At 28.2% G+C, this 13683-nt stretch carries 12 protein-coding genes and 1 riboswitch; all 12 genes read left to right on the top strand.

From position 1 onward, the window contains the following. The first annotated feature begins 78 nt into the window (after positions 1-78). The 12 genes from ACFYH6_RS12865 to ACFYH6_RS12810 all read left to right on the top strand — a co-directional run bounded on the left by ACFYH6_RS12865 (position 79) and on the right by ACFYH6_RS12810 (position 13663). Complete coding sequence (locus ACFYH6_RS12865) at positions 79-828, top strand: TatD family hydrolase (protein ID WP_416178807.1); 750 nt, start codon at positions 79-81, stop codon at positions 826-828. A gap of 155 nt (positions 829-983) precedes the next feature. Next, a riboswitch (TPP riboswitch) is annotated at positions 984-1091 on the top strand. A 124-nt stretch (positions 1092-1215) separates the two neighbouring features. Next, positions 1216-1506, top strand: coding sequence for an MTH1187 family thiamine-binding protein (locus ACFYH6_RS12860; RefSeq protein ID WP_416178806.1), 291 nt, complete (start codon positions 1216-1218; stop codon positions 1504-1506). Continuing rightward, the gene (locus ACFYH6_RS12855) at positions 1478-2260 is read left to right on the top strand and encodes an ABC transporter permease (protein ID WP_416178805.1); all 783 of its coding nucleotides are present in this window, start codon (positions 1478-1480) and stop codon (positions 2258-2260) included. Before ACFYH6_RS12860 ends, ACFYH6_RS12855 begins: the two co-directional genes overlap by 29 nt. A gap of 15 nt (positions 2261-2275) precedes the next feature. Then, a complete protein-coding gene (locus tag ACFYH6_RS12850) occupies positions 2276-3280 on the top strand; it encodes an ABC transporter substrate-binding protein (RefSeq protein WP_416178804.1) in 1005 nt (334 codons plus the stop codon). Next, the gene (locus tag ACFYH6_RS12845; RefSeq protein ID WP_316343488.1) at positions 3261-3983 is read left to right on the top strand and encodes an ABC transporter ATP-binding protein; all 723 of its coding nucleotides are present in this window, start codon (positions 3261-3263) and stop codon (positions 3981-3983) included. The genes ACFYH6_RS12850 and ACFYH6_RS12845 overlap by 20 nt, the downstream gene beginning before the upstream one ends. 277 nt (positions 3984-4260) lie before the next feature. Beyond that, positions 4261-4926: a deoxynucleoside kinase gene (locus ACFYH6_RS12840; protein ID WP_416178803.1), complete on the top strand. Its 666-nt coding sequence runs from the start codon at positions 4261-4263 to the stop codon at positions 4924-4926. 250 nt (positions 4927-5176) lie between these two features. After that, positions 5177-6472 carry an MFS transporter gene (locus ACFYH6_RS12835; protein WP_416178802.1) on the top strand — a complete coding sequence of 432 codons (1296 nt, stop codon included), beginning with the start codon at positions 5177-5179 and terminating at the stop codon, positions 6470-6472. Between the two features lie 203 nt (positions 6473-6675). Beyond that, positions 6676-8775: an alpha-glucuronidase family glycosyl hydrolase gene (locus ACFYH6_RS12830; protein WP_416178801.1), complete on the top strand. Its 2100-nt coding sequence runs from the start codon at positions 6676-6678 to the stop codon at positions 8773-8775. Positions 8776-8919: 144 nt separating this feature from the next. Beyond that, positions 8920-10608 (top strand): sugar ABC transporter substrate-binding protein, encoded by a 1689-nt coding sequence (locus ACFYH6_RS12825; protein WP_416178800.1) that lies wholly within the window; start codon positions 8920-8922, stop codon positions 10606-10608. Between the two features lie 68 nt (positions 10609-10676). Continuing rightward, positions 10677-11636, top strand: coding sequence for an ABC transporter permease (locus ACFYH6_RS12820; RefSeq protein ID WP_416178799.1), 960 nt, complete (start codon positions 10677-10679; stop codon positions 11634-11636). A 12-nt stretch (positions 11637-11648) separates the two neighbouring features. Continuing rightward, on the top strand, positions 11649-12551 hold the full coding sequence (locus ACFYH6_RS12815) for a carbohydrate ABC transporter permease (RefSeq protein WP_416178798.1): 903 nt from the start codon (positions 11649-11651) through the stop codon (positions 12549-12551). Next, positions 12551-13663, top strand: coding sequence for a glycosyl hydrolase family 8 (locus ACFYH6_RS12810; protein WP_416178797.1), 1113 nt, complete (start codon positions 12551-12553; stop codon positions 13661-13663). The genes ACFYH6_RS12815 and ACFYH6_RS12810 overlap by 1 nt, the downstream gene beginning before the upstream one ends. Positions 13664-13683: the final 20 nt, after the last annotated feature.

The following is a 13683-nucleotide window of genomic DNA, read 5'->3' as shown; positions in this document are numbered from 1 at the left end:
ATTATATATAAGAATATAAAAATAAATATATAGCAGAAATACTTATCTAAAGGTTTGTTTTTTTATTAAGGAGGATACATGTATATAGATTGTCATACACATTTAGATTTTTTTGAAAATAATATAGATAAGGCTATTGAAGATATAAATAAAAATAAAATATTAGTTTTAGCAAATAGTATGAATATAGAAAGCTATATTAAAAATAAAGAATACAGTAAGAAAAGTGAATTTATTAAACCTTGCTTTGGGATACATCCTTGGAAGGCTGCAGAGTATAGAGGAGATTTTCAGGCCCTTATTCCCTATATTGAGGAAAGTGAAATGATAGGTGAAATAGGTTTAGACTATCTTTGGGTAGAAGACAAAAGTACCTTTGAGACACAAAGAAGAGTGTTTAATTTTATACTTGAAGAAAGCATAAAGAGAAATAAAGTTATAAGTCTTCACACTAAAGATGCAGAAAAAGAAATATATGAGGCTCTTAAAAAATATAATTATAATAAAGCGATAATCCACTGGTATAGTGGTGGTATGAGCACTTTAGAAAAGCTTATTAAGCTTGGATGTTATTTTACTATTAGTGTAGATATGGGATATTCAGAAAAAACTTATGAAGTATTGAGTAAAATACCAATGGATAAATTACTTTTAGAAACTGATGGTCCAACTGCATTGGAATGGGTTAACGGAGATTATGGATATCCAAGTGAAATAATAAAAGTTTATGGAAAAGTAGCTAATTTTAAAGAGATTAAAATGGAAGAGTTATTGATTATTGTTGAAGAGAATCTAAAAAAGTTATTAAATAATGAGTTAAGAGTATGAAAAATTAATTGTTTATTCAAATACCATCATTAGTTGTTATATATGGATCAAGGAAAATAGAGTAATAATAACTACTAGATAATAGCTAAATAATAATTATTATTAATTACCTTGACATTAATAACCAAAATGAATAAAATGGATATATAAACTTAATAATTTAACTGGGGGGGCAGGGAACTGTCTGAGATAAAGTTGTGACCATTTTGACCCATAAACCTGATTTGGATAATGCCAACGTAGGGAGATTAGTATTGTTTCAATTACAAATTAAGCTATTGAGCAGCATTCTTATATTAGGATGCTGTTTTTTCTTTTAACCATATACTTTATCAGATTTAAGATAAATTATTTAAGTTAATTATAGAAAAAAAAGGAGGGAATTTTATGGAACTATGTAATGTAAGCCTTCAAGTGATACCTTCAGTAACTGAAGAAAGAATTTATCCTGTGGTGGACAAAGTTATTGAATATATTGCTTCTACTGGAGTGAAGTACGAAGTTGGAGCAATGGAAACTACAATGGAGGGAGAACTAGATGACTTACTAGAGATAGTGAAGAAGGCTCAAGATATATGTACAGAAGAAGGTGCATCAAGAGTATGTTCTATGGTTAAAATAGACTATAAAAAAGAAGGCGTGACTATGGATGAAAAAATCGAAAAATATAGGAAATAAACTTGCACCTATAATATTTATTATAATTTTATTAAGTTTATGGGAAGTTGTTGTTAGAGCAGGTGGTATAGAAAAATATATAATGCCAACACCTACAGATGTAATTAAGGTTTTAGTTAGTGACTTTAAAATTATGATACCACATATATTAGCGACATTATATGAAGGCTTTGTAGGTTTTTTAATTGCTATTGTGCTAGCTATAATATTAGCTGTAATTATGGATATGTTACCACTTATAAAGAAAGCACTTTATCCAGTTTTAGTAATATCACAAACTATACCAACCATTGCTTTGGCACCACTTTTTATTATATGGTTTGGTTTTGGATATTTACCAAAAATAATTGTTGTTGTAATTGTGTGCTTTTTCCCAATAGTAATAAGTATAGTGGATGGATTAGAAGGTGTAGATAAAGATTTAATAAATCACTTTAAATTAATGGGAGCATCTAAACTTAATATATTTATGCATTTAAAACTTCCTTATGGAATGATAAATTTCTTCTCAGGAATGAGAATTGCAGCAACTTATAGTATTATGGGGGCTGTAATTGGTGAATGGCTAGGAGGAGATAAGGGACTAGGTGTATATATGACTAGAGCAAGAAGTGCTTATGCCTTAGATAAGATGTTTGCAGCAATTGTTATTATAGTTATTATAAGTATGGCTATATTTGCTTTAGTTTCAATTATGGAAAAAGTTTTTACTCCTTGGAATAATGAAAAAAACAGTACAGAAAGAAAAAATTAATTGGAGGTGGAAATAGTGATAAAAAAGAAATTATTATCAGTAGTTTTAGCGTCAGTAGCAGCATTAACTTTATTTACAGGATGTAGTAATAATAAAGAAACTAGTAAAGATTTAGATTTACAAAAGGTTACATTAATATTGGATTGGACACCTAATACTAATCATACTGGGTTTTATGTAGCACAGGAAAAGGGATATTATAAAGATTTAGGTTTAGATGTTGAAATAATACAACCATCAGAAGGATCATCTCTTCAACTATTAGCAGCAGGTAAAGGAGATTTTGCAGTAAGTTATCAAGAAGATTTAACTTATGCTAGAACATCAGAGACTCCATTACCAGTTATGGCAATAGCAGCTATAATACAGCATAATACATCTGGCTTTGCATCACCTAAAGAAAAGGGGATAGCAACTGTAAAAGATTTTGAAAATAAAGTTTACGGTGGATGGGGAAGTCCATCAGAAGAAGCAATATTAAAGGCTGTTATGGAGAAAAACGGAGCTGATTTTACTAAATTAAAAATGGTAGATGCAGGTACAGAAGATTTCTTTATAGCAACTAAAAACAATTTAGACTTTGAATGGACCTTTGAAGCTTGGACAAATATTGAAGCAAAGCTTAGAGGTTTTGATATTAATTATATTCCAGTTAGAGATTTAGATCCAGCTTTAGATTATTATACTCCTATTATTGCTACAACTGAGGATACAGTTAATAATAAGAAGGATTTAGCTAAAAAGTTTATAGAAGCAACTACAAAAGGATATGAAGATGCAATAGCAAATCCAGAAGAAGCTGCTAAATTATTAGTAAGCAAGGTACCTGAAATAAGTGAAGAATTAGCAATAGAAAGTCAAAAATATCTAGCTGATAAGTATATGGAAGATACTAAGATCTGGGGAGAAATGAAGGATAGTGTATGGGATAACTATACTAAATTCTTGTACGATAATAAATTAATTAATAAGGAAATGAAAGCAAGCGAGGCTTATACAAATGAATTCTTATCAAAATAAGATTTTAATAAAAAATGTTTCTAAATCCTTTGATAACATGGAAATATTAAGGAATATTAATATTGAAGTTAATGAAGGAGAGCTAATTTCAATACTTGGACCTTCAGGAAGTGGGAAAAGTACTATATTTAATATATTAACTAATATTACTAGCAGTGATAATGGTGAGATTAATATAAATGGTGATATAAGCTATATGTATCAAAAGGATATGATGGTTCCCTGGAAGAAGGTAATAGATAATATAGGTATTCCGCTTATTTTTAAAGGTAAAAATAAGAAGGATTCTAGGGAAGAAGTAAAGAAACATATAAATGACTTTGGACTTAGTGGGTTTGAATATAAATATCCATCTCAATTATCAGGTGGCATGAAGCAAAGAGCTAATTTCTTAAAAACATATTTAACATCTAAAGACATTATGCTTTTAGATGAACCCTTTGGAGCATTAGATTCTATTACAAGAAGGAAGATGCAAAATTGGCTTTTAAATCTTACTAAAAAAATGAATACTACAATTTTATTTATAACTCATGATATAGAAGAGGCTATATTTCTTTCAGACAAAATATATGTTATATCTGAAAAACCGGCTGTAATAAAAAGTGAAATTAAAGTTAACTTACCTAAAGATAGAAATGAAAAAATTATTACTAGTGAAGAATTTATTAATATAAAGAAAGAAATATTAAATTTAATGTAGACTATAAATATAATTATTTTTAAGGAATTTATAAAGGATTAAACTATTCATAACCTTTTATAAATTCCTTTCCTTTTGTATATATGTAGAGATTATATTTTAATTACTTGAAAATTCCTATATTAAGGAAGGTATAATATTTATATAATTATACAATATATAGTGTTAATTTAAATTATGACACCATATTTAGTATAAATAATAAAAGTCAAGACTTGAAAGTGAATTTTTTATTATGTAATATAGAGAAAGACAAAAAGTAAAGGATAGGTGAAGCATGTTGATAGTTGTTGGAGGTATGATTGGACTTGGTAAAAGTTCTGTTGCTGAAATTCTAGGAAATCATTTTAATTCAGATGTATTTTATGAAAGTGTAGATGATAATCCTATATTGCCTTTATTCTATAGCGAAAGTGAAGAAGAAATTCAAAAAAGAAGATATCCATTTTTATTACAACTTTATTTTTTAAATACAAGATTTAAAAGTATAAAGGAAGCACTAGTAAACAATAATAATGTTTTAGATAGATCTATATATGAAGATTGGTATTTTGCTAAGAAAAATATGGAACTTGGAAGAATAAATGAGCTAGAAATGAAAATTTATGAAGACCTTTTACATAATATGTTAGAGGAATTAGAAGAATTACCAAAGAAGGCACCTGATGTTATGGTTTATTTAAAGGGATCTTTTGAAACAGTTTTAAATAGAATAGCATTAAGAGGAAGAGAATTTGAAATTGATGATAGCTTAAGAGAATATTATCATTTTTTATGGAAAGATTATGATAATTGGGTTCAAAATTGTTATAATGCATCTGAAGTATTAATTATAGACATGGATACTATGGATGTTGTAAATAATGAAGCTGATAAGATTAAGCTTATAGAATTAGTAGAACAAAAGCTAGGGGAAGTTAGAAAGGTTCAAGTAATAGCATAGTTATAGAATTAAGAATTGGAAGATTGCAAAGAAGCAATTATCTTATACTAACTAAAGGTGGATTCCATAGAATTCACCTTTTTTCATTATATGATTAAAATTTTAAATTGTATTTACAATATAACAATGTTACGATATAATAATAGCATATTAAAAGTATATTGGTTTTTTATTGGGGATTTATAAAACAATGTTACGATTAATAAAATTTATAATTAATACACATTTTATAGTGTGAAAAGGGGGAAAAATGAAATTTAAACTTTTAAAAGACAAAAATTTTTCACTTTTAATGTTCGGGAAAATTACATCTTTAATTGGTTCTAATATGCAAAGTTTTGCATTATCATTATTTGTTTTAAGTACAACAGGATCAGCAACTAAATTTGCATCTATCCTTGCAGTTACATTAATTCCAGGATTAATACTATCACCTATATCAGGAGTAATTGTAGATTGGTTCTATAGAAAAAATATATTGATATTTTTAGATTTAGCAAGCAGTATAGTGGTAAGTATATTTGCTATTATTTATTTCATTACTGGAGAAATGTCACTTATTAATATTTATATTTTAGTCATACTACTTTCTTTGATTTCTACATTAGATAATCCAACTCTTCAAACAATAATACCAACTATAACAAAAAAGGAAGAGTTAGTTGAAGCTAATGCATTAAATTCTTTGCTAATGGCAATTGGTAATGTAATTTCACCAGCTATTGCTGCATTTATTTATGGAAGTTTTGGATTAGAAGCTGTTTTTATAGTAAATGCTATTTCTTTTTATATTTCAGCTTTTTCAGAAGTATTTCTAGTTATACCTAGAAATATAAAGTCAAAAGGAAAATTATCTTTAAATAAATTTGCTAATGAGTTTAAGGATGGTATTAAGTTCATATTAAAGAAAAAAGATATTATAAATATAGTAAGTTTAGCTGTAATATTAAATTTTGCTTTAGGATCCTTTACAATTGGATCAGCATTTATAAGTAAAATTATATTAAAAGTATCTGACTTTCAATATGGTATGATAGATACTTTTGGAGTATTAGGTATGATTTTGGCAACTTTTATTGTAGGATGGTTTTCAAGGAAATATTCTATAGGTAAGAATATATATATAAGCTTAATGCTTGCATCAGTTTTTTTATCCCTTTATTCTATTGTAGCTTTAAAATCACTAGTAAATATTCAAGGTTCTATTGTTTATTTATATTTAATGATGCTCATAATTACATTTTTAATGTGTATGTTTATAGGCATTGCAAATACTTTTGTAAGTGCAGGACTTCAATCAATAGTTCCTTTAGACTTTTTAGGAAGAGTATCAACAGTAGTTTCAACTGGGTGTATGTTAGCATCTCCTTTAAGTAGTATGATTTATGGCTACCTTTTTGATAAAATAAATGTTTCTAGTATTTTTTTGATTTCTTCTGTAATTATGATAATTGCAATGCTATTATTTAAAAAATCATTGTACGAAGTTAACATTGAAGAAAAAGTTAACTTAAAAGAATGTGAAATAGATATAGAAGGAATTTAAATATATTTATAATAAAGATATCGTAGATTTTTATAATTTCTACGATGTTTTTTATTTTTAAAATTATTAGTATTTTTTCCTATAATATGTATTGTTGTTAATGAAAGTTTTAAATGATAAAATTTATTATAAATATCCATTAAAATTAAAATTTAAGTAAAAAATTAATAGAATTAGATTTCTATTTTATGAAGGAGATTTCAATGGTAGATAAAAATAATAATATGTATGGAGCATGGCTTACTTATAGAGAAATAAAAAATTGTAAGTATAAAGAATATCTAAAGAATATATATTTATCAACAAAATCTAGTGATATTATAAACAATGCACTATTAGAATTAGAAAAAGCAATAAAGTCTACTTCTCATGAAGAAATAGTGCAAAATATATATTTAAATGAAGAGGATATAAAAGAAAATAATTATATTAAACTTGGAATTGAAAAAAATGAAGTCTTAAAGGAAAATGGATACGAAATTAAAAAGATTTCTTTAGATAAGGATAAGGAATATATAAGTATTTTAGGTTATGATGAAAATGCTATTTTATATGGTGTATTTCATTTATTACGATTATTAGACCAAAATGAAGAAATATATGAAGCTTCAATAATAGAAAATCCAGAAAATAAATTAAGATTAATAAATCAGTGGGATAACATAGATGGAACAGTTGAAAGAGGCTTTGCTGGAAGTTCAATATTTTTTGAAAGTGTGAGAAATAAAGAAAAAATAAAAGAAATAATGAAAATTATTGGAATACCTGCTAGCAGTGATTTAATACGTGAAGCTTTTAATGATGAATATGGTTTAGCAGAAGATTTAGGAAGAATCAATGACTATGCTAGATTACTTGCATCTATAGGTATAAATGGAATTGTTGTAAATAATACCAATGTTCATAAAGAGGAAACTTATTTTATAGATAATAAGATAGATATGATAAAAACACTTAATGAAATTATGAGTAAGTGGGGAATAAAAGTATATATTAGTATTAATTTTGCAGCTCCTATTACTTTAAATGAATTAAGTACTGCAGATCCACTAGAAGAAGATGTAATTCAATGGTGGGAAAATAGAGCGAACTTTGTTTATAATTTAATTCCTAATTTAGGTGGATTTATGGTAAAGGCTGATTCAGAAGGAAGACCTGGTCCCTTTACTTATGGAAGAAATCATGCAGATGGTGCAAATATGTTAGGAAGAGCTCTAAAGCCTTATGGAGGAATAGTAATATGGAGATGCTTTGTTTATAATTGCAAACAGGATTGGCGTGATTATTCAACTGATAGAGCTAAGGCTGCTTATGATTGCTTTAATCCCTTAGATGGAGAATTCTTAGATAATGTATATTTACAAATTAAAAATGGACCAATGGATTTTCAAGTTAGAGAACCAATTTCACCTTTATTCGGAGCAATGGATAAAACCAATAAAATATTGGAACTTCAAATAACTCAAGAATATACAGGTCAACAAAAAGATATATGTTTCTTAGTACCATGGTGGAAAGAAATTTTAGAATTTAATACCTATGCTAATGGCGAAGCTAAAGAGGTACGAGAGAGAATAAATGGTATAGCTGCAATATCTAACATTGGAAATGATTTAAATTGGACTGGAAACTTTTTAGCCCAAGGAAATCTTTACGGTTATGGAAGATTAATATGGAATAGTAAAATAACAAGTGAAGAAATTGTAGATGAATGGATAAGACTTACCTTTGGAAATAATGAAAAAGTTGTAAATAATATTAGTTTTATTTTGTTAAATTCTTGGAAAACTTATGAAGATTATACTTCACCTTTAGGAGTTGGATGGATGGTTTCACCAGGGCATCATTATGGTCCAGATATTGATGGATATGAATATTCTCCGTGGGGTACCTATAATAGAGCAGATTGTAAGAGTATAGGAATAGATAGAACTATAAAAAGTGGTACAAAATATATAAATCAATATAATTCACCGTTAAAAGAAATTTATGAAAATATAAATAGATGCCCAGATGAATTATTACTATTTTTTCATAATGTAGACTACAATCATTTGTTGAAAAGTGGTAAAACTGTAATTCAGCATATATATGATTCGCATTTTGAAGGTTATTCCTTAGTTGAAATATTTTTAGAAAAATTAGATGAAATAAAAAATGATTTAAATAAAGAAATATATAGTAATATTAGAATTAAATTAATAGAGCAATTATCTAATGCTAGGGAATGGAGAGATAGAGTAAATACTTATTTTTATAGAATGTCAGGTATAGAAGATAATAAAAATAGGAAAATATATTAATCTATAGTTTTTCTTATTTTTTTCTATAATTTGAATGGTTGTTATTTAAATGGTAAATGTTAGAATTTAGTTAATAGATTTAAATCTTAAAAATAATTGTATGCATGCAATGTAAACGAAAACAATATGAGGGGATTTGAAAAAATGAGAAGAAAAAGGTTATTAGGTTTAGTTTTAACTTCAATGGTAGCTTTAAGCGTTTTCGCAGGATGTTCTAAGGGAACAGACAAAGATTCAAATGTTAGTAAGGATGGTATAAAAGAATTTAGTGCTTTTTTTGCAACAGCAGGTAAAGAAGTTCCTGACAATAGACTTAAAAATGCTATAGCAGAAAAGATAGGAGCTAAAATTACTGAAACATGGCTTACAGGTCAAACTGCAAAGGAAAGAATAGGAGTAATGATAGCTGGTGGAGAGTATCCAGATTTTATTGATGGTGGAGATGGAACACAAGCTTTAGTTGATGCAGGCGCTTTAGTAGCTTTAGATGAATATATGGATAAATATCCTAATATTAAAAATCTATGGTCAGAAAGCGACTGGGATAAGGTAAGAAAAGAAGATGGGCATATTTATTATATACCTCAATTTGGAAATGTAAAAGGTAAGGATATGACAACCAAGCACAATGACGAAGCTTTCTGGATTCAAAAAGCAGTGCTAAAGTGGGCTAATTATCCTACAATTAAGACTGTTGATGAGTATTTTGATTTAATTGAAAAATATAAAGCAGCAAATCCAGAAATAAATGGACAACCTACTATTGGATTTGAAATATTATCAGATGACTGGAGATATTTCTGCTTGGAAAATCCACCTCTATTCTTAGCTGGATATGCTAATGATGGTAAAGCAGCTATAGATCCAAAACCAGGTGATACAAATATAGATATAGACAAAATAACTGCAAAGAGTTATGACACTTTACCAGAAGCAAAAAGGTATTTTGAAAAGCTTAATGAAATGTTTAATAAAGGAATAATAGATCCAGAAACATTTACATCATCTTATGACCAATATATTTCTAAGCTTTCAACAGGTAGAGTTTTAGGAATGATAGATCAAGGATGGCAATTCCTAACTGCTGAAGCATCATTAGTACAACAAGGATTAGATGAAAGAACTTATGTACCTCTAGGATTAACTTTAGATCCAAATGTAAAATCTAACTATAGAAATAGAGCAGCAATAAACTCAGGTGGCGGACTTGGAATATCAGTAAACTGTAAAGATGTTGAAGGTGCTTTACAAGTAATTAATGATTTACTAAGTGATGAAGTAATGATATTAAGATACTGGGGAGAAAAAGATGTAGATTATAAGGTTGGAGATGACGGATTATTCTACAGAACAGAAGAACAAAGAGAGAATAACAGAAATCAAGACTGGGTTAATGAAAACCTATGCATGTACACATATATGCCACAATTTTCAGGATTATTAGCAGATGGTAAAAATTCAGTAAATCCAGGGCAACAACCAAAAGAATTCTATGATTCTTTAAAGCCAGTAGATAAAGAAATACTAGATGCTTATGGATTTACAAAATTTACAGACTTTATGCCAGAACCTGCTGAAAAGAATCAACCTTGGTTCCCAATTTACTCCTTTGCAGGTACTTTAACAGCAGAAACACCTGCTGGAATAGCAATGCAAAAAATGGATGAAATAAAGAAACAATGGCTTCCAAAGGTAGTTATGAGTGGCGGAAGTGATTTTGAATCAACTTGGAATGAATATCAAACTACTTTAACAACTCAAGCAGATGTAAAAGCTTATGAAGATGCTTTACTTAAAGAAGCTAAGAGAAGAGCAGAATTATTTAATAAATAAAAAATAGGGGAAGTATAAAAGCTTCCCCCTTATTTGAAATTAAGAAAATTAAGAAGGAGAGTTTTGGGATGCAATTAGAACTTAATAAGCCAACTTTAAAAGTAGAAAAAAAACCTAACAAAAATTTATGGAATACAATAAAGAAACAGAAAAGTCTAGTTTTAATGTCAATTCCATTTATAATATATGTATTAATTTTTTGCTATGCTCCTCTTTTAGGATGGGTAATGGCATTTCAGAATTTTAAGCCTGCAAAAGGCCTTTTTAATCAAGTATGGGTGGGACTAGATCAATTTAAATTTTTATTTGCAGACCCTACTTTTTTAAAAGTAATTAGAAATACTTTAGCTATGAGCTTAATAAACTTAACCTTAAGTTTTGTTTGCTCCATAGGCTTTGCATTATTATTAAATGAAGTAAAGAACATGTTATCTAAAAAATTTGTACAAACAGTATCATATTTACCACATTTCTTATCATGGATAATAGTAACAGGAATTGTTGCTGAAGTTTTATCACCTGAAACAGGAATAATTAATCAATTATTAGTTTGGTTTCATGTACTAGAAAAACCTATAAATTTCTTTGCAGAAACTAAATTTTTCTGGGGAATAGTAGGTGCAGCTAATGTATGGAAGGAAGTAGGCTGGGGAAGTATAATTTACTTAGCTGCTATAACTTCTATAAATCCAGATTTGTATGAAGCCGCAGAAATAGATGGAGCAGGAAGATTCCAAAAGATGCTACATGTAACCTTACCAGGAATAAAGCCTACTATATTTATATTATTATTAATAAATATAGGAAATATATTAAATGCTGGATTTGAAGTTCAATACTTACTAGGAAATGGGCTAATACAAGAAGTATCCCAAACTATAGATATATTTGTTCTAAAGTATGGAATAAGCCTTGGAAATTATTCTTTAGCCACTGCAGCTGGTATATTTAAAAGTGTAATAAGTATAGTATTAATATTCTTAGCTAATAAGTTTGCAAAATCAATGGGCGAAGAAAGATTATTCTAAGGGGGAGGACTTATGTTAAATATAAATTTAAAGAGAAAAAGTAAGAGCGATATAGTTTTCAATGTAATTTTATTCATATTTATGGCGTTATTTGTAGTAATAACTTTATACCCAATATTAAATACTCTAGCCATATCCTTTAATGATGGAATAGATTCAGTAAGAGGCGGGGTATATCTATGGCCTAGAATGTTTACACTAAAAAATTATCAAACTGTCTTTAGAAATCAAAACTTAATGCAAGCAGCTTTCATTTCAGTTTCAAGAACAGTAATTGCAACTGTTGTACAAGTATTTTTAACAGCTATGTTAGCTTATGTTTTAAGTAGAAAGGATTTTGTATTTAAAAAGCAAATATCATTTATTTATGTATTAACTATGTATGTTAATGGTGGAATGATTCCAAATTATATTTTAATTAAAGAATTAGGTTTATTAAATAACTTTCTAGTTTATATTTTACCAGGACTAGTTAGTGCTTTTAATATGATAGTAATTAGAACATATATAAACGGATTACCGGAGAGTTTAATAGAATCAGCAAAAATTGATGGAGCTGGAGAACTTAGAATTTTTATGCAAATAATACTTCCATTATGTAAGCCAGTTCTTGCAACAGTAGCTTTATTTATAGCAGTAGGTCAATGGAATTCTTGGTTTGATGCTATGTTATATGCATCTGGAAATCCTAAACTTACAACATTACAATATGAATTAATGAAACTTTTATCATCAGCAACCCAACAAGGTGGATCTGGAACAGCTGAAATGGTGAAAAATTCAGCTAATTTAGTAACACCAAAATCTCTTCGTGCTGCAATAACAATTGTTACAGCCTTCCCAATAGTATGTTTATATCCATTTTTACAAAAATACTTTGTATCTGGTTTAACTATTGGAGGTGTTAAGGAATAATGAGCATTAAAAATGAATATACAAATTTATTTTTAGAGTATGGATATTCCTTAGCTGATATAGAAAAAAGATTAGATGATATTTACGAAACTATTTTTTATAATGAAGAAGAGAAGTTCTATAAGATTTTAGATGAAAATACAGCTTGTTTTGTTGATACTGGAAATAATGATGCAAGGACAGAAGGTATGTCCTATGCAATGATGATGTGTGTCCAAAGAAACATGAAAAAGGAATTTGATTCATTATGGAATTTTTCTAAAAAATATATGTATCTTGAAGAGGGTATTAATGCAGGATACTTTGCATGGTCTGTAAGTACAGAAGGAGTTAAACTTTCAGATGGTCCAGCTCCAGATGGAGAAGAATATTTTGCTATGGCATTATTTTTTGCTTCTCATAGATGGGGAGATGGAGAAGGAATATATAACTATTCAAAGGAAGCTAAGGATTTATTATATACATGTATTCATAAAGGGGAAAATAATGATGGACCTCCTATGTGGGAACCAAAGAACAAATTAATAAAATTTGTTCCAGGTTTAAACTTTACAGATCCATCTTATCACTTACCTCATTTTTATGAGCTTTTCTCACTTTGGTGTTATGAAGAAGATAAGGAATATTGGAAAGAAGCTGCTAATAATAGTAGAGAATATTTAAAAAAAGCATGCCATCCAGTTACAGGGTTGGCACCAGAATATGCTCATTATAATGGAGAACCAGTTACAAGGGATAATAGACAAAGGTATTATAGTGATTCATATAGAGTTGCTGCTAATTTAGGCTTAGATTATGAATGGTTTAAGGGCTCAGAGTGGGAATGTGAGTGTGCTGATAATATACAAAGATTCTTCTGTGAAACAGTAAAGGGAAAAGAAGATTTAGTGTATGAAATAGATGGAGAAATTATAAATGAAAAAGCACTTCATCCAGTTGCAATTATTGCAACAAATGCAATGGCATCATTAGCAAGTAAGGGTAAATACAAAAAGGAATGTGTAGATAAGTTTTGGAATACGCCTTTAAGAAAAGGTGAAAGACGTTATTATGATAATTGCTTATATTTATTTGCTTTTCTAGCTTTAAGTGGTAATTATAAAATTTGGTAGTATAAGAAATGAGGGAAATA

This window comes from Clostridium sp. HCS.1 (genome assembly GCF_047900555.1).
Lineage (GTDB): Bacteria > Bacillota > Clostridia > Clostridiales > Clostridiaceae > Clostridium.
This window is presented reverse-complemented; position numbering and strand designations above follow the sequence as displayed.

Coding starts and splice junctions, on each gene's coding strand:
- ACFYH6_RS12865 (WP_416178807.1), top strand. CDS start 79: ATGTATATAGATTGTCATACACATTTAGATTTTTTTGAAAATAATATA.
- ACFYH6_RS12860 (WP_416178806.1), top strand. CDS start 1,216: ATGGAACTATGTAATGTAAGCCTTCAAGTGATACCTTCAGTAACTGAA.
- ACFYH6_RS12855 (WP_416178805.1), top strand. CDS start 1,478: ATGAAAAAATCGAAAAATATAGGAAATAAACTTGCACCTATAATATTT.
- ACFYH6_RS12845 (WP_316343488.1), top strand. CDS start 3,261: ATGAATTCTTATCAAAATAAGATTTTAATAAAAAATGTTTCTAAATCC.
- ACFYH6_RS12840 (WP_416178803.1), top strand. CDS start 4,261: ATGTTGATAGTTGTTGGAGGTATGATTGGACTTGGTAAAAGTTCTGTT.
- ACFYH6_RS12835 (WP_416178802.1), top strand. CDS start 5,177: ATGAAATTTAAACTTTTAAAAGACAAAAATTTTTCACTTTTAATGTTC.
- ACFYH6_RS12830 (WP_416178801.1), top strand. CDS start 6,676: ATGGTAGATAAAAATAATAATATGTATGGAGCATGGCTTACTTATAGA.
- ACFYH6_RS12825 (WP_416178800.1), top strand. CDS start 8,920: ATGAGAAGAAAAAGGTTATTAGGTTTAGTTTTAACTTCAATGGTAGCT.
- ACFYH6_RS12820 (WP_416178799.1), top strand. CDS start 10,677: ATGCAATTAGAACTTAATAAGCCAACTTTAAAAGTAGAAAAAAAACCT.
- ACFYH6_RS12815 (WP_416178798.1), top strand. CDS start 11,649: ATGTTAAATATAAATTTAAAGAGAAAAAGTAAGAGCGATATAGTTTTC.
- ACFYH6_RS12810 (WP_416178797.1), top strand. CDS start 12,551: ATGAGCATTAAAAATGAATATACAAATTTATTTTTAGAGTATGGATAT.